We start from the raw sequence: 19,241 nt of genomic DNA on the forward strand, positions 1-19,241 counted from the left end.
TAGTGAGCGTTTGTTGCTCACTTAGTACTACGGAAGACGGAGGAAATCCTTTTTTCGGTGATTTCCCGAAAAAATAGTTCCGGAGCGACCCCACTACGAGTTGCCTGTTTCACGAAACGAAATGACGCTTAAAACATAACTTAAATAAGGGTATACTAAGAGGCATTAATACCCACAAGGAGTAAAAAATTATGAAATTTCACACTGGATCAGAACCATGGAACCACGCCGCCGCACTTTACGTTCGCATGAACGTGTTCGTTTTGGAACGTACCATTGCCATGGAAGACGAGTTTGACGACAACGATGAATCAGACCGCGTTTACGTGGTTGCATACACGGACGACAACCAGCCCGTAGCTACCGGCCGTTTTCAAACCGTTGATGACACTACTATGCGACCAGGCCGAATTGCCACCCTAAAAGAGTACCGAGGACAACACCTCGGTGCTCAAATCATTAAGGCCTTGGAAGAATACGGCCTCGCTCACGGTTATACCAAATCCGTTATCCACAGTGAAATGACAGCTAAGGGCTTCTATGAGCGTCAAGGCTATCAAGTATCGTCAGAACCTTACGAAGAAGATGGCGTCCCAGCAATCACGCTAACAAAGACACTATCGTAAGCTTTCCCGAATCAAGTTCAGCATCCGTTGCTGCAACGGATTGAAGACGTGCGACCCCCGATAAACTAGACTAGTGGTGAAAGTCGGTTGCTCATCATCTAACAGTGGCACACGGACAACCTCATTGCTCACCGGCGTAGTGATGGCCAGAAACCCGATCCCGATTTCATCCGTAATCAGATTCAGTAAACTCTGAATACCGTTAGAACGAAAAGCCACTTTGGGTCGAAAATGATTCTGGCGGGCTAACTGATTAAACGCCTGATTATGAACAAAACCCTTTTTGAACAAGACAAAGGATTCCCCCTTTAAATCTGAAAACCGCACCCCTGACCGTTGAGCCAGTGGGTGTTTTTTTGACACATAAATCGCAAAGGGCTGCTGATCAAAGGGTTCCACCACTAGTTTATCGTCGGTGACTGGCTGAGTGGTTGCCAGTAATGCCACGTCAATATTACCAGCTTGAATGGCCTGCAGCGTCGTCATTGAGCCTTCTTCAAGGGTGTAAAGTTTATCCAGTAACCCCACTCGTTTTAAGTGTTTAGCAATCAGCGGAAAATAAGTATTTTCAATAATTGGTGGTAACCCTATTGAAAGCCTGCCTTGCTGTCTTTCAGTCAATTCACGCTGAGCAATCTGGTACTCTTGAACGATTGTCTTAGCGTGAACCAGCAGTTGTTCACCGCTATCAGTCAAACTAAGATCTCCGTGAGCGCGATGACGGATCATTAACGTCGCACCGAAGCTTTGTTCTAAGCGCTTAAGTGCCATGGTGATAGTGGGTTGGCTAACGTTAAAAATAACGGCAGCTTTAGAGAAATTCTTAATATCAGCTAACTTGATGAAGTACTCTAAATCACGAATGTTCATGATACTCTCCTAAGATTTCTGCAGTATTGTTTTAAGCCTATTATAAACTTTTTTTATATTGGACTATGAGTTTGACTATAAAAATCACAAGCGAATATACTGATTTTGTAAATCATTTGAAGGAGATCTTTCACTTGTCATTAAGCATTTTAAATAATCCATTTAAAAATAAAGGCACTGCATTTACTCAAGAAGAACGTCACGAACTTGGTTTGGAAGGCTTATTACCACCCTATGTTCAAAGTTTGGACGAACAGGTTGCCCAAACTTTCGCCCAGTACCAGACAAAGCCGACTAATCTGGCTAAGCGTCAATTCTTGATGGAAATCTTTGACGAAAATCGGGTACTGTTTTACAAGCTGTTCAGCGAACACGTGGCGGACTTTATGCCAGTAGTTTATGACCCAACCATCGCGGATACCATTGAAAACTACAGCAGATTATTCGTAGACCCACAGGACGCTGTTTTTCTCTCCATCGACCGTCCTGAAGATGTGACGCAAGCATTGAAAAATGGCGCAGACGGGCGCGACATCCGCTTGATCGTGGTTACCGACGCTGAAGGCATCCTTGGTATCGGCGACTGGGGAACCGATGGCGTTGATATTGCTGTGGGTAAATTAATGGTCTACACTGCCGCAGCTGGTATCGACCCGGCTCAAGTACTGCCTGTTGTTTTAGACGTTGGCACCAATAATCAACGCCTGTTAGATAGCCCACTCTATCTAGGTAACCGTCATCAACGTGTCACAGGCGACCGATACAATCAATTCGTCGACCAGTTTGTGACCACCGCTGAGGAGCTCTTTCCCGACCTTTACCTCCATTTCGAAGATTTCGGTCGTGACCATGCCGCTGAATTGCTTAACCGATATCAAGACCGCTACACCGTTTTTAATGATGATATTCAGGGAACTGGTATCATTACCCTAGCCGCCGTTTTGGGTGCGTTGAATATTTCAAAACAGTCACTGGCTGACCAACGCTACGTCTGCTTTGGCGCTGGCACTGCCGGAGCGGGTATTGCCAAACGGGTTTGCGACGAATATGTCCAACAAGGGATGAGTCCTGAAGAAGCCAGAGCTCATTTCTACATGGTGGACAAACAGGGCTTGCTGTTCGCTGATGATCCAACTCTCACACCAGAGCAAAAACCCTTCGCCCGTTCTCGAGATGAGTTCGATGACCCAGATTCACTGACGAACCTAGCTGCCATTGTATCCGCGGTTCATCCAACGATCCTCGTGGGCACCTCCACGCAACCCGGTACTTTCACAGAAGCCATTGTAAAAGATATGGCAGCCCACACGGATCGGCCAATCATCATGCCATTGTCCAACCCCACTAAACTTGCTGAAGCAACCGCTGAAGATCTGCTGAACTGGACCAATGGCCGGGCATTAGTCGCCACAGGGATTCCAGCAAAGGATGTCACCGTCAATAGCACGACTTACCAAATCGGCCAAGCGAATAACGCGCTGGTTTATCCAGGCCTTGGACTGGGCGTCATTGCCGCTAACGCCACTAGACTAAACGATGATATGATTTCAGCTGCTGCCCATTCTTTAGGTGGCTTAGTTGATACCAGCAAACCAGGAGCCGCCATTCTGCCACCAGTAACTCAACTGAGCCAATTTTCAACAACCATTGCTGAAGCTGTAGTGCAGAGTGCGATTGACCAGAAAATGACAAAAGAACCAATTTCTAACGCTAAGCAAGCTGTGGCAAATACTAAGTGGTCCCCAGAATATTAATATTTAACCAACCTGAGGCGTTACGACACAATTCTATATCGATAAAAATTCTGGCTATATAAGACAAATAAACCCACTCCGAAAAACCATCGGAATGGGTTTATTTGTCTTATGTTCTGGAATCTACCAAGTTGTGTCACAGTGTTTTAATTTTCTAAAATAAACTTCTCAATTCCTTGCCCGACACCATCATGGTCATTATCAGTGGTTAAGAAACGGGCAACTTGCTTCACATCCGGTAGTCCGTTCGCCATGACGATTGGCATGCCTACCAATTTCAGCATCGGAATATCGTTGGGACCATCACCAAATGCAGCCGTTTCACTTAGATCCAGCTGTTCACGCTTAGCGATGTAATTTACGCCACGTGACTTTTTAGCCGTTATTGCCGTGATATCTAAATAAATATCGCTGGATTTTTGCATCGCCACTCCTGGCAGATCAGCTTCATGCAAAATTTTAACAATGCCATCCATGACATCACGGTTCAAAACGCAAAAGGTCATTTTATAGATTGGTTTTGGCTGCTCCCAGAAAGTTACAGGGTCAAGCACCGTTGGCTTTTGCGGCATATCTTCCTGAAAGAAAGCCACACCGTCGTCCATATGGGTCACTTGCCAGTCCGTTAACCCAAACAGGCTAATACCGGTACCTGGGAACTTGGCTTCCACCAAATCCACGACTCGTTTAGCCACCCCAGAGTCTACTGGTGAGTCTTCGATGACCTGCAACTGTCCGTCTTTCACCTGGTAAATCAAGCCGCCATTAAACCCAATCTGCGGTGCCGTTAGTTTCAGTGTTTCAATCGCATCCAACATCTGTCTTGGCGAACGTGCTGAAACCAGTGTAAACGGGATGTCCGCTTGTTGAATGGCCGTCGTATTCCCAGCAGAAACTTTGCCATGCTGGTTAAGCAATGTACCGTCCATATCGGAAAAAATGTGTTTAATCAAAATTGATTCTCCTTCGTTATTACTTATGCCGTTAAGTACTGACTGAATCACTTTAATATAGTGTCATTTTTTCGTGATACTTGCAACTACTTGGAAGCATGAACCTGACGTTTTGGTCGGTAAATCAGCTCGTAAACACCCAACATTACTAAGAAGACTGCCATCGAAATAATCATGGAAATTCGTGTGGAACCGTTGATCAGTAAGAAAATTAACACACCCACAAAGAACACAAGGCTGATCCAGTCCGTAAAGGGGTAACCTGGCATCCGGAAAGTTTGCGCGCCTTCGGGATGGACGCGCCGATAACGAATATGGCACCAGATCAAAATCACCCAAACCAGTACGAAGTTAATGGTGGAAACACCAGAAATCATTGTAAATACGCTGGCCGGCATCAAGTAGTTCAGCACAACAATGATTAAGAGTACTAAAGCCGAAAAGTTCAATGAATTAGTTGGCACGCCGCTCTTATTGAGCTTTGCCAGCCCTTTTGGCGCATTACCACCCCAACTAAGAGCGTGTAGCGTCCGGCTAGTACTAAATAAACAACTGTTGGTGGCCGATAATGCTGCAGTTAGAACCACGAAGTTGAGAATGCCGGCAGCACCAGCGATCCCAATTCCAGAGAACACCTGCACGAAGGGACTGGCAGTTGTGGTGATTTTGTTCCAAGGATAAACACTCATAATAGCAATCATAGACCCTACGTAGAACAACCCAATTCTGATTGGCAAACTGTTGATGGCTTTCGGTAGGTTAGCCACTGGATCATTGGTTTCACCAGCGGTCAGCCCCACCATTTCAATCCCAACAAAGGCGAAGACCACCATTTGAAACGCCATCAGGAAGCCGTAACCACCCGTTGGAAAGAAGCCTCCGTGACTGACTAAGTTACTGAACGAAGCCGTCTGACCATCCACTTTAGTGTGCAGGATTGCTAGTGCGAACCCCACAACGACCAACACAATAATGGCGGCCACTTTAATCATGGAGAACCAAGATTCCATTTCCCCAAAAGCCTTCACGTTGATTCGGTTAGTGAAGTACAGGAAGATAAGGATCACAAACGGCGCTATCCATTGCGGTACCGATGGAAACCAGAACTTAATGTAGATCCCAGTAGCGGTCAAATCTGCCATGGCCAAACTGATCCAGCAAAACCAGTACAGCCAGCCAGTGACGAATTCCATCCGATCACCCAGATACTGACTAACGAAGTCCAAGAAGGAGTGTTTGCTGGTATCGGACATTAACAGTTCACCAATGGCCCGCATCATAAAGAAACAGAACAGACCGACAATCAAGTACGCCAGAATAATGGATGGCCCAGACGTGTGAATGGCACTCCCTGATCCCAGAAACAGCCCGGTTCCAATCGCGCCACCGATGGCAATCATTTGAATATGCCTGCTTTGCAACGAGCGTGATAAATTTTGATCCTTATTTTTCATAACAAACTCCTCTTCTGAACGCAAAAACGACGCCCCTTAGCACTCACTATCTGAGTACCAAGGGGCGTCGTAACGCTGTTCCACCCAAGTTCACAGTTCCTATTGAACTGCCTCTAATCGCTGATATTGGTTGCGCAACCAAGTGTTTCTGCCATTGTAATACTGCCGGTTTCCAGCCTTCCCCAGCTCTCTGTGAAGTATTATTATATTCTCATTGTACTTTAATTTGGTCAAAATACAAGGCTTTTTTCTTGGTAAGCGTGTTCAAGCGAGGAGTGTCGAGGGAATTTATTTATTGACCACGAATTTAGCATCCTTACCACTGTCAACCAGTACAACGTTTCCAGCTACAATGTTAGCCATGGCGTCACGTGCTTCAACGGTTGCGTTCCCGACATGAGGTGTCAGGATAACGTTCTTCAATGTCTTGAAGCCGTCATCAACCTTTGGCTCTTTTTCGTAAACATCCAAAGCAGCACCAGCAATTTCGCCGGACTTCAAAGCATCTAGTAAAGCTGCTTCGTCAACGATTGGCCCACGACCAACGTTAACGATATAAGCCGTCTTCTTCATTGCCTTGAAAGCAGCCGCATCAAATTTGTGCAGTGTATCAGGTGTTTGAGGTGCATTGATGGTGATAAAGTCACTGGTCTTAATCAATTCATCCAAAGGCTTGTAAGTGACCTTCATGGAGCGCTCTTCTGGATCTGACAGACGGTTTGGCTTGTAGTACTGAACGTTCATGCCCAGTGCATTAGCCTTCCGCGCAACATCACTCCCAATGTTACCAAGTCCGAAGATACCCAGTGTCTTCCCGGCAATTTCATGACCCAAGAAGTACAGTGGTGCCCAGCCAGGGAAGCCTTCATTACGCATCTTTTGATCACCTTCAACAACTCGGTGGCTCAATGCTAGCATCAGGCCAATAGTGACTTCAGCAACAGCGTTAGTCGAAACTGCTGGTGTGTTCGTCACTGGAATACCCTTCTCTTTGGCATAAGCGGTATCAATGTTATTGAAACCTGCCCCAAAGTTAGCAATCAGCTTCAGCTTCGGTGCGGCATCAATGATTTCTTTATCTACTTTAGTTGACAATGGCGTGATCAAGAAATCGATATCACTGACGTTTTTCAGTAATTCGTCGTGTGAGATCAAACCGTCGCCCTCGTAAACACTGACATCCAACCCAGCGCTTTTCAGTTGTTGAGTTGCCACTTCTGGTAATTGAGCTGATAAATAGACTTTACTCATAATCAAGGCCTCCTGTTATTTTGTTACCGCTTTCATTATCTACCAAAACCGCGTAAAGTGCAATTTTGTGAAACGATATAACGATTAGATATTTTTAATGTGCAGAAAATTAAAAGACTGTGCGATTTCCATGCACAGTCATTCTTCCAACGCTTAGTTAAGTATTCTTGTATTAAACACAAATCTAATGTCGCGTCATTTATAATCACTAACTGATAGGTCAACTACTTCAGCAATTCCGCAGCAACCTCATCCAGAGGCCGAGTGCCACTTTTTTCGGCCTGTTTTAAAATTTGAGCCAATTGCTTACTTTTCTTGAATTTCTCAAAAGCTTCGTAATCAGCCAAATCAATGACAACATACTTGCCGTAACCATTTTTAGTCAAAAAAACGGGGTTATCTGGCTCTACTGTATCTAACACTTTACCGTAATTTTTCAACTCTGAAACCGGCATGATATTTACCATAGTACTCAGTCCTTTCTAAGGGTTAGTATATCATTATGGGATTAATTGTTCGAACAATTAATCCCATAATAATGACCGTTAACTAAGGTTGTTCTATTAACTACGCAATCCAACAAGAAAAAATTAAAAAACAGCCTGGAATCAACTCCAAGCTGCTTCACTATTCTGATACTTTTTTTGACCGATTAACAAAGGCTTCAATAATTGCAAATTCATCTGCATTTACTTTATACAGTAGCTCTGGGTGCCATTGAACCGCTAAAATTAAATCGTTATCCTTACTTTCAACGGCTTCAATAACACCATCACCAGCAGTCGCAGTGACTTTTAGCTGTGGTGCTAACTTCCGAACTGATTGATGGTGAAAACTATTGACTAGCACACGCGACTGGCCGTGGAAAATGGTCTGCAACATCGACCCCTCAGCAATATCGACATAGTGCGAACCCTGATCAGACGGTGCCGTTTGATGGTGCTGATAAGTTTGATGATCAATTTGCGTGGCAATATCCTGATAGATGTCACCACCTAATGCAATGTTAACGACTTGCGCGCCACGGCAAATACCTAAAATTGGTTTTCTAGCAGCGACTGCTAAATTAGTCAGTGTAATTTCAGTCGCATCCAAAAGATCATCAGCTTCATCCATCTGCGGTATTGGTTCTTCACCGAAGAAACGAGGTGCCACATCCGGCCCGCCTGGTAGCAATAGGCCATCAATCAGTTCACTATATTCAGCTGCCAAATCTGGTTCCCGAGTTGGAATTATTACGGGTACACCGCCAGCTTTCACAACTGCGACCACCTCATTTTGATTAACAGTATTGCGATACGAATCGCCAACCAGCCGTCGTTCAGCCGGAATACCAATGATTGGTTTTGCCATGTCGACACCCCTAACTCATTTTGTTGAGGATAGCTTAAGACCAACGAGCTATGTTGTCAATCATAAATGTGGTGGTGATTTATATTAGGCAGTCAAAAAAGGGCGGCTTTTTCAAGTCACCCTTTTGAACGTGCTCAACCAAATCCGATTGAGCGAACCTATATGCAATTTAAATTACTTAACGTGCACTGTTTTGGTGCTAGTAACAGAACTAAAATGACCATGACTATAATTACCAACAGTTACCTTCACTGTTTTAGCCTTTGGTGCGTATACCGACTTGCTAAAGTTGTGCTTACTGCTTAACTTAGCATATTTATTACCCTTGTAGGTATTAACGCGAACGTACTTAGCTGACTTATAAAGTTTAGCTGAACCAGTGACTTTAACATACTTTTTTGAGACTTTTTTAACGGATAGTTTGGAGATGTAGCTCTTTTTAGCAGGGGCTTTTCTGGTAGTTATCTTCCTAGTGACGGTCTTTGGTTTGGAAGCAACCCCACCAAAATTATTACCGTAATTCAATACGGCACTGTCTAATGCATCAGCATAGCCCTCTAAATTTACAGTAATATTGGCAATTATACCATCGTAATTTGCTATTTCTCCATTGATTTTATTAGCCATAGACTCCAGTTGACTCTGTTCACCCACGGAAAGTCTATTCTTGAAAACATTGTAGGTAGCGACAAGGGCACTAAGATTTTCAATCGCCTGTTCCTTAGTATCTGTATCAAGCTCAATATCAAAACCAAGATTATTCAAGTAAACGTCAAAACTGCCATTCTCCAAATAAGCATCTTGATCGTTAGGATCTGGAAAATCGTTAGTAACATCGCCTTGAACATCCGTTGAAGCCTTCCCCAAGGCACCCTTCACACCACTGATATCACTTTGATATTGTGAATACGGAATTTCTGACGATGCTTGAGCCTGTGTCGTTGTCACAGCATTAGGAATTTCCACAAACACACCGCCAACTAATGTTGCCCCTAACACAACTGTTGCAGCTTTTTTCCAAACATTCTTTGTCATTGAAAATGACTCCCCTCATAATAGTAATTAGATTCGACTTGATTATAGTATTATAAGGGACAAAAAGAAATACACAATTTATTGGAATGTAATCATGCTTTACTAACAGTAGTGTAATTATATATTGACTGATAGGATATACATCAAAAATGCAAATAGGATATTATCTATTTAAATATCACGTTTTAAGCTTCCAGCATCGCTTTCACAACACCGTCAATATCATCACTTTGAGCAATCATTGAAATAACAGCTGAGCCAGCTGCACCTGTGCTGATCACGTCACTGAGGTCGTTAACGCTAATGCCCCCAATGGCAACGATTGGCCGGTCAGTCAAACTAACTAATTGCTTCAGTCCATCAAACCCAATCACGGGATCAGCGTCTGCTTTCGACCCCGTTGGATGAATCGGACCACTGCCATAATAGTCGATACCGTCAATGGCATTGGCGGCCTCAACCTCTTCAGCATTTGAGCAAGATAGACCGACAATCATCTGATCACCAACTTCTGCAATAACCTGCTGAATCTTTTCATCGGATTGGCCCACGTGAATCCCATCAGCATTGACCTGCTTAGCCAACTCAACGTTATCATCCACGATAAACGGAATCCCGGCTTCGGCACAACGACCACGTAGTTTCATGGCCATTGCAGCGCGGTCAATTGGCGACAAGGTTGAAGCGTTGCCCTTATCACGAAATTGAAAAGCTGTAATACCCGCTTTAATTGCCTGTTCTACAATCGTTTCATACTGGCCTTCAGGCACATCTTGAGATCCGCAGACGAAGTAAGCCTTTAACATTTCTGGTTTGAATTTCATTTGCCCGGACGCTCCTCTCCGTAAGCCCAGTGATTTAGTGGACCGTGGCCGTGACCGACTTGGATGGTGTTACGAATGGCTGCTTCAACGAAGTCCTTCGCCACCCGAATAGCCGATTCAATGTCATGGCCCTTAGCAATCTCCGCCGTCATGGCACTAGACAGCGTATCGCCAGTACCATGAGTCCGAACGGTGTCAACTCGAGGTGCGCTGAGCCAGAATTCTTTACCATTTTCCAGTAGAACATAATCAGTCACTTTATCGGTGTCCCCGTGACCACCCTTGATCATGACGTTTTTAACGCCCGTTGCACGAATCTTTTTAGCAGCTGCCTGCATATCTTCGGGTGTCTTAATCGTCATATCAGTTAGCCGTTCCGCTTCTGGCAAATTGGGTGTGACGACGGTTGCTAATGGTAGCAAATCACGTTTAACGGTATCAATCGCATCATCAGCCAATAATGGTGCCCCACCTTTAGCAATCATGACGGGATCCACGATCAGCGGCCCCAAGTCATATTTTTTCAGATTCTCAACTACGATTTCCACGTGTTCCGCATCCGCCAGCATGCCTGTCTTGCAGGCTTTGATTTTTAAATCACCAGCCACTGACGCGAACTGTTCATCGATTAATTTTTTAGATAATGCAGCGAAATCTTGCACGCCAATGGTATTTTGTGCTGTAACGGCTACAATCACTGCGGCACTGAAAACGTGGCGTTCCTGCATGGTCTTGATATCGGCCATGACTCCAGCGCCACCACCGGAGTCAGTCCCCGCAATCGTTAATGTTTGTGGAAATGAATTAACTTCCTCAGCCATCTTAAATGTCACACCTTTCAGTCAAATTGAGCAATCTTTTCAATATCGGCAACAGTTGCTAAATGCAATTCATCCATCAAACGAGCTGAGAAAGTACCTGGACGTTCTTCTTTCAACTGATCAGCAACGATCTGACCGATTGAGGCAAAGACTAAGCAAGCCGTTTGAGCCGCTTCAAAATAGTCACCATCACTGACCGCACAAAAGGCACCCACAATACTGCTAAGCATGTCACCAGAACCAACGTGTAACTGGAATAGCGGTGTGCCGTTAAATACCTTGGCAACGTGTTCGCCATCGGTAATAATGTCAGTGGCGCCACTAAGGATCACCACGCAGTTTTGCTTCTTAGCAGCAGCTTTAGCGATTTCCACCACGTCTTGATTGCCGGAACCGGCATCGATGCCCTTCGCGTCCCAGGCAACGTCAGCCAGAGCGGCAATTTCACCAGCATTACCACGAATAACATCCACTTGGAACTGACTCATCAAATCTAGCGCAACTTTCTTGCGATAACTGATGGCACCAACTGCCACTGGATCAATGACCAAAGGCTTGTGCTGAGCGTTAGCCGCTTTGCCCATAGCAAGAATGTGGTCCACTTGCGGTTTAGAAAAGGCACCAAGGTTCAACGCAACAGCATTGCTGATACCCACCATTTCATCGGTTTCAGCAATTTCTTCGGACATGATGGGTGACGCACCAATAGCATTAATACCATTAGCCACATCCTGAACGGTGACAAAATTTGAAATGTTAAGGACAACGGGATTGGTCTCGCGAATCTGATTCAGCAAATCGATTTTCATGGAAAATCCTCCCAAAATTTTAGTACAAACAACAGTCAGATACCGAAAAAAGCCGAGCTAATCAAAACGTTAGCTCGACTCTTCACCAGTAAAACTGGTCCGAATTGAACACGTTCCTTCGCAAGTCTGAACTTACAGGTTCAAAGGGATAGTGCAAGCACATCTCAGCCCCAAAAAAGAATGGGACACCCCTCGTGTTGTTTGGGTTAATTGTAAAAGAAAAAGGGTGTGGAAGCAAGCGCTTAGGGAGCGGAGTGTAACTGCGGGGCAACGAAAATCCCGGGCTTGGATTTTGGTTGGCACGTGGTTACATGTAGCTCTCTGCTTGCTGAAACCCAACTAAACCAGGGTGTGAAAGCAAGCGACTAGAGACTGGAGACTAAGACGCTTTCGGCAAAAATCCCGGGCTTGGATTTATGCCGGAAGTGACTTAGACGCAAGTCTCTGCTTGCTGGAGCCCAACTAAACCAGGGTGTGGAAGCAAGCGCTTAGAGAGCGGAGTGTAAGGGACGGGCGCCAAAAATCCCGAACTTGGATTTTAGGTGGCTGTCCCTTACATGCAGCTCTCTGCTTGCTGAAACCCAACTAAATCAGGGTGTGGAAGCAAGCGCTTAGGGAGCGGAGTGTAAGGGACGGGCGCCAAAAATCCCGAACTTGGATTTTAGGTGGCTGTCCCTTACATGCAGCTCTCTGCTTGCTGGAACCCGACTAATCAACATAAAAGAAAAGAGCCCAACCCAAAAGGCTAGACTCCCAAATTCAATTTAAAACGACGTCGTATCCGGATCCGTCGCCAACCCGGCAGCACCCTGGAACCCGTCAATCTTCTTCATGTCATCTTCACTAATTTCAAAATCAAAGATGTCAGTATTCGCCTTAATATATTCAGCGTGTACAGACTTTGGCAGTGGCAGGAACCCATGCTGCAAGTGCCAGCGCAGAACTAGTTGCGGTACAGACTTATTGTACTTTTCGGCAATGTCTTTTAACCCATCAATCTGGAAAATTTTACCAGTTCCAAATGGACTGTAAGCCTCTGATAAAATATCGTGTGCGTTGTTATATTCCACAACGTTTGGTTGCAAATCGGATGGATTCAAGAAAATCTGGTTAACCATTGGCGCAATCTTAGCAGTCTTCAACAAGGCATCCAGATGCTTTGGGCGGAAGTTTGAAACTCCGATAGCCTTCACTAAACCTTCCTCGTAAGCTTCTTCCATGGCTTTCCAAGTTTCAGCATTAGCTTCTTCCCAGTTATCACGAAAAGCAACTGGATTTGGCCAGTGAATCAAGTAAAGATCAACGTACTCTAAACCTAATTTTGATAGAGAGGTTCCAATTGCCTGTTTCGTTTTTTCATAACCGTGATCGGCATTCCATAACTTCGTGGTCACAAATAAATCTTCACGTTTCACACCAGAATCGTGGATTGCCCGACCGACGCTTTCTTCGTTACCATAAGCGGCAGCCGTATCAATATGACGGTAGCCTGCTTTCAAGGCATCTAATACTGATTGATAAGCAACATCGCCATCTGGCGTCTGCCAAGTGCCAAGTCCAATAACCGGAATCTTAGTCCCGTTGCTGAGTGTATAAGTATCTGTGAGAGCCATACCAAGTCCTCCTTTATAGTAAAAAACGGTAAACTCAAGTCTTAACAACTTTGAGTTTACCGTTTTTTTTAAGCTGGACGCAAGCGATTAGGCTTACGTAACTTGGTTAATCTTTCTTCATCCACTTACGGAATTTATTAATGATGTAGCCCAGCACGATTAGAACTGCGAGACCTTCGATGATCCACATGATAATCTGCTTCCAGTTAATGCCAGGTTTGGCAATCTTAGCTGCTTTGCCATCTTTGTCGGTCACCGTGAATAATTTATCAAATTTCCATGAACCATTATCACCTTTAACCGTCATGTTAAGACGATACTGACCAGATTTAAGCTTTTGGTTGTTCAAAGTTGGTAGTTGGTAGCCGAAACTAGAGTTAGGTGCAAAGTTCAACATTTTCTGATCAACTTTAGCAACCTTCTTATTGCCTTCTCCAGTGACAGTGGCTTTAAAATGAACATCGCCAATAATGGTTGGTTGGGTATTCTGTAAATTAACCTGAATTCTTGGTAAACCATTAGTCCCCACGTATTTGGTACCGTGGTAAACCAAGTCTGGTGTGATCTGTTTAGTAGATTCTACTAACCGAGCTGCAATAACGTAGTGCGCTAAATTGCTACTTTGCTTACTCTTTTGAGCCTGCTCAGCAGCGCTTGCCGAATAAATGATAAACCCACCCAGAACTGTTCCATCAAAAGACTGCTTTGGTGTTCTCAATTTGAATGAAACTGTAGCACTGCTCTTACCAGCAACCGAAACCTGTTTACCTGTTTGATCACCTAACATGTCAGAAAATGACGTAGTAGCTGACGCATCTTTTTTCGCCTGCAGGGAGTAATCAATAACCCCGTTCGAATTGGTCGTTGCGTTATTGGGCTTCACATTAAACAATTGTCGTTTACTGCTATTGTTAGTTATCCGTATACGCAAAGTCTGTTCAGCATTCGGCTTTACTTTTAAATCAAAATAACTCGATTGAGGATTGTTGTTAGATGGCAAAATTGCTTTCACCTGAAAATCATTAACTGCAGCTTTTGCTGTGATAGTGTCAAAACTGAAAACACCTGCAGCAAACATTAATACAATGAGAACTAGCTTTAGTACTTTTTTCATATTACTTGGTTGGGGTTGCAGCTACATCTGAAGTTGGCCCTGAAGTTAATGTCCAAGTTATGGTAGTACTGTAACTTGTAGCAACCATTGGGAACGTAGCATTCAGTGTTGGATTAAAAGCAATATTCCACTGACCGATACCTTCGCCAATACCATCAGCAGTTCCATCAGCATTTTTATGTTGTTCAGCATTCTCAGCAGAAGCAATATTAGTTGCATCTTTGGCACCTGCGCTCAAAGTTGGTCCATCATTTCTAACCACTGGTTCAGCTCCGACCTTTGAATTAGACACATTGGATCCCTTATCCAGAGTAGGGAGTAGTCCCATATAAGCACCACTGGGACTAAGTGCCGAATTCTCCTTGTCTGAACTAAAAGAATTTAGCTGGGCTGAAAGATTCCACCCAGAGGCAGACGCAGTTTCGTCATCAACAATTAAATCTTTATCAGCTGTTCCAGCAGCCTTACCATCGTTAACGATATGCGTTTGAAAGGTGAATTCTGGTACCTGTTTCAAGCTGAGTGATCCGTGGTTAGGATCTTGTGAAACACTCGCTGTCACTGTAGAATCTTTCGTATCCGCATGCCCCACAACAGGCGCTGCCAAAACACCTAACAGAACTCCTGCACTCATCAGTACCGTACTAAACTTTTTTAAATTAATCATATAAATTAAGTTCTCCTTTAAATCGAACAAACCGAATCTCCAATTGACACATGTACCCAATGTAGTCTCATTTATAAAAATAGTCAATAATAGTTCAATAATATTATTCCAATAAAATCCTTATAATAAAAGGCTTTCATGAGTTAGTTTCCCCCGTTAATTATAAAATTTAACACTTACAAAAAATTAGTATCATGTAACCAATTGAGCATATCGAAGCTATTACTCTAACAAGGGATTGCGCTCTTAATCATCATTTTATTAACCCTGTATTTCTTCCTATAAAGGATGTCTGATTGAGGTACATTAACAATCTCTTAAATCGATTAAAAAACTTGAATCTTAAATCATCAATAAAATAAAAAGCCCACCTTCAAGCAAACTATGCTTGAAGGTGGGCTATGCCTCTAAATCCTAGATTTAAATACTTGGTGTTGCACTAAGCCAATCATATTGTAGTAACTGGTGCGTGCCCTTAGTTACTGGCAGCCAGATCTTTGCCTTGGCGATATCTTTCATACTTTGCCAGAAGGACTTATCTTCTTTTGTCACACCACTGGGTTTAATTTGAATTAAATCATTATTTTCGGTTTTTGCGGTCATTTGAGACTCATTGACGTCAACTAGCTGAACGGCAATCGTCTCGATTTCTGAATTATCAAGTAACATTTCTATCAATCCTTTCGAAAATTGCATCCTTGATATTACAATATTAAGAATACCAACTAAATGTCTCGAAACTGTGAAGAAATTGTTGGGAAATGGTTAAGACGACACTTTCATTCGTTTTCAAAAAATATTTACTAAAATTTTCCGGCCAGAAAGCGTATAATACTAATTGATAAAGCGTTTACACAAGGAGGATTTTTTGATGCAAATTACATCCGATATTTTTGGTCAACACGACGGTCAAAACATTAACCGTTACACAATTACAAATGCTGCTGGTAACTTCATCCAAGTGAGTGAACTTGGTGCAACTTGGACGAACTATAACGTCAACAATCACCCACTGATTGCTCATTTCGATAAACTTTCTGATTACGAAGCTCCTGCTGCATCCTGTCTAGGAATGTCCATTGGACGGGTCGCCGGCCGAATCACTAAGGCTCAAGCACCAATTGATGGTAAAGAATACCACTTTGATGCCAACGAAAACGGCAATACCTTGCATGGTGGTCCTCACGGCTTTGCCAGCCTCGTTTGGAAGGCTGAACAGTCCGTCCGTGATCACGACGCAAGCGTTACCTTCTCACGTAACATCGCTAGTTCAGAAGACAACTTCCCTGGTGATCTAGATGCTCGCATCACTTACACCTTTAATGATGATAACGAGGTCTCAATCAACTTCAGTGCGGCTTCAACTGCCGCAACACTGTTTAACCCAACTTGCCACATCTACTGGAATTTGACTGATGGTCAAAAGACTTTGGATGATCAACTACTTAAGGTCAACAGTACTCGTCGTTTGGACTTAGCTTCAGATAAAGTCCCAACTGGTAAGTTCAATAAACTTGCTGGTACCGGCTACGACTTCTCCACACCTCGCGATATTCCTAGTGCGTTGGCAGACATCAAGTCACAGTACGATAAGGACGAAATCGATGATATTTATGAAGTGACCCCAAGCGATACTGATCCAATCGCCGTTTTGAGCGATAAATCAAGCAATCGTCACGTCGCCATCTACTCAGACCGTAACGCACTGGTGGTTTATACCGCTAACCTTCCCGAAGGCGGTCAACCATACAATGCTTTGGCTACTGAAGCTCAAACATTGCCAGATGCCCCTAACCATGCCGGTTTCGGTGACATCACTTTGCACCCAGGCGATTTGAAGTCTTACACGATTAAATACCACTATTACGAAGAATAATCATTCTTTTTAATACGTTGATATGGTCCAAACCTGTTTTACAACTCAGATTCCGGCCATGTAACGTAAAAAGAGCCACTCCGACAAAAAACGTCGGAATGGCTTTTTTTACGTTACATTCTGGAATCTACCGAGTTGTGCCACACTCTCTTTTACGCTACAATACGAAAGACGAAGACGCAAAACCATTAGACACTATATAGATAGGATAAAAATCATTGAATACAAATCAACCGCAACACCGTTATCATCATTCAAACAATCATAATAATCATCAACCTCGCCCGCACCAGCAAACTGGCGTCCAGGTCACCCTTGGTCAGCGTTTTCCGCTGACTATTAAGCGTCTGGGCATCAACGGCGAAGGTATCGGCTACTTCAAACGTAAGCTGGTCTTCGTTAAGGGCGCCCTGCCAAACGAAGTTATCGTGGCCGAAGTCACTGGCATCAAGCCCTCATTTCTAACGGCTAAGATTCACCGTCTCAAGACTCCTAGTCCAGATCGAGTTAACCCTCGTGACGACTATGCCGCTGAAGTTGGTGGCTTTGAGTTGGAACATCTAGCTTACCCAGCGCAATTAGACTTTAAACGTGATGTCGTATTACAGTCACTGGAAAAATTTCAGCCTAAGGGTTATCGAAATTTCGAGTTAAAGCCCACTATTGGCATGGATAATCCCTATGAATACCGCAACAAGGCCCAGTTCCAAGTTCGTCGGGACGAAGACGGCCACGTGATTGCCGGTCTTTACCGGGAACGTAGCCACGATCTAGTCGATCTAAAGACCTGTTCCGTTCAGATGCCAGCCACCATGCGTGTCATCCGTGGCGTCGTTGATTTAATGGAAGAACTGGACGTCAGCACCTACGACGAAAAGCACGGCACCGGCCTGGTTCGGACAGTGGTTGTTCGGGTCGCTAAGGGAACTGGTGAAGTCCAAGTGGTTTTCGTCACCGCTAAGGCTCCCTTCCCGCAAGAAGCTGAGATGGTTGACCAACTGCTGACGAAATTCCCAGAAGTCGTTTCCATCATGCAAAATATCAATAATGATAAAACTTCGCTTATTTGGGGTGAAAAAACCACGTTACTTGCTGGCAAACCACAAATTCGCGAGGTCCTCAATGGCCTGCAGTTCAACTTATCCGCACGGGCCTTCTTACAGTTGAATCCTTACCAAACCGTGCGACTCTACGACGAGGCGTTGAAAGCACTAGCCTTGTCCGATAACGAAACTGTGATTGATGCTTATTCTGGTGTAGGTACTATTGGTTTATCCATTGCCCACGCTGCTAAAGAAGTGCGCGGGATGGACGTAATTGCTGACGCTGTAGATGACGCTAACGAAAACGCTCGAATCAATAACATCGACAACGTGCATTACGAAACTGGCACGGCTGAAACGATCATTCCTAAGTGGCTCAATGAAGGCTTCCGGCCGGATGCACTCATCGTTGATCCACCACGTACCGGCTTAGATGACGGTCTGATCAACGCCATTTTAAGTGCTAAACCGAAAAAATTTGTCTACATTTCCTGCAACCCCTCTACTCTGGCACGCGATTTAGTGAAATTAACCAATCAGTACCACGTGGACTACATTCAATCAGTCGATATGATGCCACAAACGGCTCGTTGCGAAGCCGTTGTGAAATTTACTCGGGCTTAACGGTAGCCAAAAATTGCATTTAGGCTTATCATAGTGAAATAAACAGTTTGACCAAGTTTGACTTTTAAAAGATTCAGTGTAGAAAAGAGGGTTTAAATGCAAAATCCATTTGGAAACGGCGATAACGGCGACAATAACGAAGGCCCAAACGGTATTCCAGTGCCGCCTAACTATGCTACCGTTGTAAAAGAGGGTAATGGTGATATTCGAATCGGCAAAGTCGGTTTCTCGTATACGACCTTTCTCTTCTCCTTCCTCGTTCCCATCTTTCGGGGAGATTGGTACAATTTCCTTTGTATGATTGGTGTGAACCTTGGGATTGTCTTAGGACTTTATTCCATTCACTTTTCTTCGATGCAAACCTTTAGTACGGTTACCAGCGTTCTCCAATTCGTGTTGAGCTTCGTTTGGGGCTACTTGTACAATCTGATGTACTTCCGTCATTTGTTCAATCGTGGTTTTAAGCCGGCAACACAGCGATCGAAAGATTTGTTGACTAAAAGTGGCTACTTAAAAACCAAAAAAGACTAAAAATAAGCGTGAAGCAAAAATTG

The 19,241-nt window shown here is 44.1% G+C and carries 19 protein-coding genes and 1 riboswitch; of the genes, 5 read left to right on the forward strand and 14 right to left on the reverse strand.

Annotation, left to right across the window (positions count from 1 at the left end; genetic code table 11):
• The first annotated feature begins 191 nt into the window (after window positions 1–191).
• Window positions 192–626, forward strand: coding sequence for a GNAT family N-acetyltransferase (locus CES82_RS06055; protein WP_098824501.1), 435 nt, complete (start codon window positions 192–194; stop codon window positions 624–626).
• Here CES82_RS06055 and CES82_RS06060 read toward each other — a convergent pair.
• Window positions 618–1,496, reverse strand: a complete 879-nt coding sequence (locus tag CES82_RS06060) for a LysR family transcriptional regulator (protein ID WP_098824503.1) — start codon at window positions 1,494–1,496, stop codon at window positions 618–620. The two genes, CES82_RS06055 and CES82_RS06060, sit on opposite strands and share 9 nt — an antisense overlap.
• A gap of 134 nt (window positions 1,497–1,630) precedes the next feature.
• On the opposite strand from CES82_RS06060, the gene CES82_RS06065 reads away from it, so the two are divergent.
• A complete protein-coding gene (locus tag CES82_RS06065) occupies window positions 1,631–3,250 on the forward strand; it encodes a malolactic enzyme (protein ID WP_439959047.1) in 1,620 nt (539 codons plus the stop codon).
• Window positions 3,251–3,396: 146 nt separating this feature from the next.
• On the opposite strand, the gene CES82_RS06070 is transcribed toward CES82_RS06065, so the two are convergent.
• The 13 genes from CES82_RS06070 to CES82_RS06130 all read right to left on the reverse strand — a co-directional run bounded on the left by CES82_RS06070 (window position 3,397) and on the right by CES82_RS06130 (window position 15,813).
• Window positions 3,397–4,203, reverse strand: coding sequence for an HAD family hydrolase (locus CES82_RS06070; protein WP_098824505.1), 807 nt, complete (start codon window positions 4,201–4,203; stop codon window positions 3,397–3,399).
• A gap of 86 nt (window positions 4,204–4,289) precedes the next feature.
• Window positions 4,290–5,657 (reverse strand): amino acid permease, encoded by a 1,368-nt coding sequence (locus tag CES82_RS06075; protein WP_098824507.1) that lies wholly within the window; start codon window positions 5,655–5,657, stop codon window positions 4,290–4,292.
• 288 nt (window positions 5,658–5,945) lie between these two features.
• On the reverse strand, window positions 5,946–6,908 hold the full coding sequence (locus CES82_RS06080; RefSeq protein WP_098824509.1) for a 2-hydroxyacid dehydrogenase family protein: 963 nt from the start codon (window positions 6,906–6,908) through the stop codon (window positions 5,946–5,948).
• 224 nt (window positions 6,909–7,132) lie between these two features.
• Window positions 7,133–7,375, reverse strand: coding sequence for a type II toxin-antitoxin system prevent-host-death family antitoxin (locus CES82_RS06085; RefSeq protein ID WP_089089220.1), 243 nt, complete (start codon window positions 7,373–7,375; stop codon window positions 7,133–7,135).
• Between the two features lie 160 nt (window positions 7,376–7,535).
• Window positions 7,536–8,261, reverse strand: coding sequence for a gamma-glutamyl-gamma-aminobutyrate hydrolase family protein (locus CES82_RS06090; protein ID WP_098824512.1), 726 nt, complete (start codon window positions 8,259–8,261; stop codon window positions 7,536–7,538).
• A 174-nt stretch (window positions 8,262–8,435) separates the two neighbouring features.
• Window positions 8,436–9,296, reverse strand: coding sequence for a hypothetical protein (locus CES82_RS06095; RefSeq protein ID WP_098824514.1), 861 nt, complete (start codon window positions 9,294–9,296; stop codon window positions 8,436–8,438).
• Window positions 9,297–9,481: 185 nt separating this feature from the next.
• Window positions 9,482–10,120 carry a thiamine phosphate synthase gene (gene thiE / locus CES82_RS06100; protein ID WP_098824516.1) on the reverse strand — a complete coding sequence of 213 codons (639 nt, stop codon included), beginning with the start codon at window positions 10,118–10,120 and terminating at the stop codon, window positions 9,482–9,484.
• Window positions 10,117–10,941 (reverse strand): bifunctional hydroxymethylpyrimidine kinase/phosphomethylpyrimidine kinase, encoded by an 825-nt coding sequence (gene thiD / locus CES82_RS06105; protein WP_098824518.1) that lies wholly within the window; start codon window positions 10,939–10,941, stop codon window positions 10,117–10,119. Before thiD ends, thiE begins: the two co-directional genes overlap by 4 nt.
• A 17-nt stretch (window positions 10,942–10,958) precedes the next feature.
• Window positions 10,959–11,750, reverse strand: coding sequence for a hydroxyethylthiazole kinase (thiM, locus tag CES82_RS06110; protein ID WP_098824519.1), 792 nt, complete (start codon window positions 11,748–11,750; stop codon window positions 10,959–10,961).
• A 96-nt stretch (window positions 11,751–11,846) separates the two neighbouring features.
• Window positions 11,847–11,953: riboswitch (TPP riboswitch) on the reverse strand.
• 561 nt (window positions 11,954–12,514) lie between these two features.
• Window positions 12,515–13,363: an aldo/keto reductase gene (locus tag CES82_RS06115; protein ID WP_098824521.1), complete on the reverse strand. Its 849-nt coding sequence runs from the start codon at window positions 13,361–13,363 to the stop codon at window positions 12,515–12,517.
• Window positions 13,364–13,469: 106 nt separating this feature from the next.
• Window positions 13,470–14,477 (reverse strand): WxLIP family cell surface protein, encoded by a 1,008-nt coding sequence (locus CES82_RS06120; RefSeq protein ID WP_098824523.1) that lies wholly within the window; start codon window positions 14,475–14,477, stop codon window positions 13,470–13,472.
• A 1-nt stretch (window position 14,478) separates the two neighbouring features.
• Window positions 14,479–15,144: a WxL domain-containing protein gene (locus tag CES82_RS06125; RefSeq protein WP_098824525.1), complete on the reverse strand. Its 666-nt coding sequence runs from the start codon at window positions 15,142–15,144 to the stop codon at window positions 14,479–14,481.
• A gap of 420 nt (window positions 15,145–15,564) precedes the next feature.
• Complete coding sequence (locus tag CES82_RS06130) at window positions 15,565–15,813, reverse strand: hypothetical protein (RefSeq protein WP_098824526.1); 249 nt, start codon at window positions 15,811–15,813, stop codon at window positions 15,565–15,567.
• A gap of 202 nt (window positions 15,814–16,015) precedes the next feature.
• Here CES82_RS06130 and CES82_RS06135 point away from each other — a divergent pair, with 202 nt between their 5' ends.
• From CES82_RS06135 to CES82_RS06145, 3 genes are all read left to right on the forward strand, one after another.
• The gene (locus tag CES82_RS06135) at window positions 16,016–17,020 is read left to right on the forward strand and encodes an aldose epimerase family protein (protein ID WP_098824528.1); all 1,005 of its coding nucleotides are present in this window, start codon (window positions 16,016–16,018) and stop codon (window positions 17,018–17,020) included.
• Window positions 17,021–17,238: 218 nt separating this feature from the next.
• Window positions 17,239–18,687, forward strand: coding sequence for a 23S rRNA (uracil(1939)-C(5))-methyltransferase RlmD (gene rlmD / locus CES82_RS06140; protein WP_098824530.1), 1,449 nt, complete (start codon window positions 17,239–17,241; stop codon window positions 18,685–18,687).
• Window positions 18,688–18,783: 96 nt separating this feature from the next.
• Complete coding sequence (locus CES82_RS06145; RefSeq protein ID WP_098824531.1) at window positions 18,784–19,218, forward strand: hypothetical protein; 435 nt, start codon at window positions 18,784–18,786, stop codon at window positions 19,216–19,218.
• Window positions 19,219–19,241: the final 23 nt, after the last annotated feature.

Source organism: Secundilactobacillus silagincola, assembly GCF_002583405.1.
GTDB classification, from domain to species: Bacteria; Bacillota; Bacilli; order Lactobacillales; family Lactobacillaceae; genus Secundilactobacillus; species Secundilactobacillus silagincola.

Bases quoted from the DNA above. Each gene is read 5' to 3' on its own strand.
- CES82_RS06055 (WP_098824501.1), top strand. From the start codon at position 192: ATGAAATTTCACACTGGATCAGAACCATGGAACCACGCCGCCGCACTT.
- CES82_RS06060 (WP_098824503.1), bottom strand. From the start codon at position 1,496: ATGAACATTCGTGATTTAGAGTACTTCATCAAGTTAGCTGATATTAAG.
- CES82_RS06075 (WP_098824507.1), bottom strand. From the start codon at position 5,657: ATGAAAAATAAGGATCAAAATTTATCACGCTCGTTGCAAAGCAGGCAT.
- CES82_RS06080 (WP_098824509.1), bottom strand. From the start codon at position 6,908: ATGAGTAAAGTCTATTTATCAGCTCAATTACCAGAAGTGGCAACTCAA.
- CES82_RS06085 (WP_089089220.1), bottom strand. From the start codon at position 7,375: ATGGTAAATATCATGCCGGTTTCAGAGTTGAAAAATTACGGTAAAGTG.
- CES82_RS06090 (WP_098824512.1), bottom strand. From the start codon at position 8,261: ATGGCAAAACCAATCATTGGTATTCCGGCTGAACGACGGCTGGTTGGC.
- CES82_RS06095 (WP_098824514.1), bottom strand. From the start codon at position 9,296: ATGACAAAGAATGTTTGGAAAAAAGCTGCAACAGTTGTGTTAGGGGCA.
- thiE (WP_098824516.1), bottom strand. From the start codon at position 10,120: ATGAAATTCAAACCAGAAATGTTAAAGGCTTACTTCGTCTGCGGATCT.
- thiD (WP_098824518.1), bottom strand. From the start codon at position 10,941: ATGGCTGAGGAAGTTAATTCATTTCCACAAACATTAACGATTGCGGGG.
- thiM (WP_098824519.1), bottom strand. From the start codon at position 11,750: ATGAAAATCGATTTGCTGAATCAGATTCGCGAGACCAATCCCGTTGTC.
- CES82_RS06115 (WP_098824521.1), bottom strand. From the start codon at position 13,363: ATGGCTCTCACAGATACTTATACACTCAGCAACGGGACTAAGATTCCG.
- CES82_RS06120 (WP_098824523.1), bottom strand. From the start codon at position 14,477: ATGAAAAAAGTACTAAAGCTAGTTCTCATTGTATTAATGTTTGCTGCA.
- CES82_RS06125 (WP_098824525.1), bottom strand. From the start codon at position 15,144: ATGATTAATTTAAAAAAGTTTAGTACGGTACTGATGAGTGCAGGAGTT.
- CES82_RS06130 (WP_098824526.1), bottom strand. From the start codon at position 15,813: ATGTTACTTGATAATTCAGAAATCGAGACGATTGCCGTTCAGCTAGTT.
- CES82_RS06135 (WP_098824528.1), top strand. From the start codon at position 16,016: ATGCAAATTACATCCGATATTTTTGGTCAACACGACGGTCAAAACATT.
- CES82_RS06145 (WP_098824531.1), top strand. From the start codon at position 18,784: ATGCAAAATCCATTTGGAAACGGCGATAACGGCGACAATAACGAAGGC.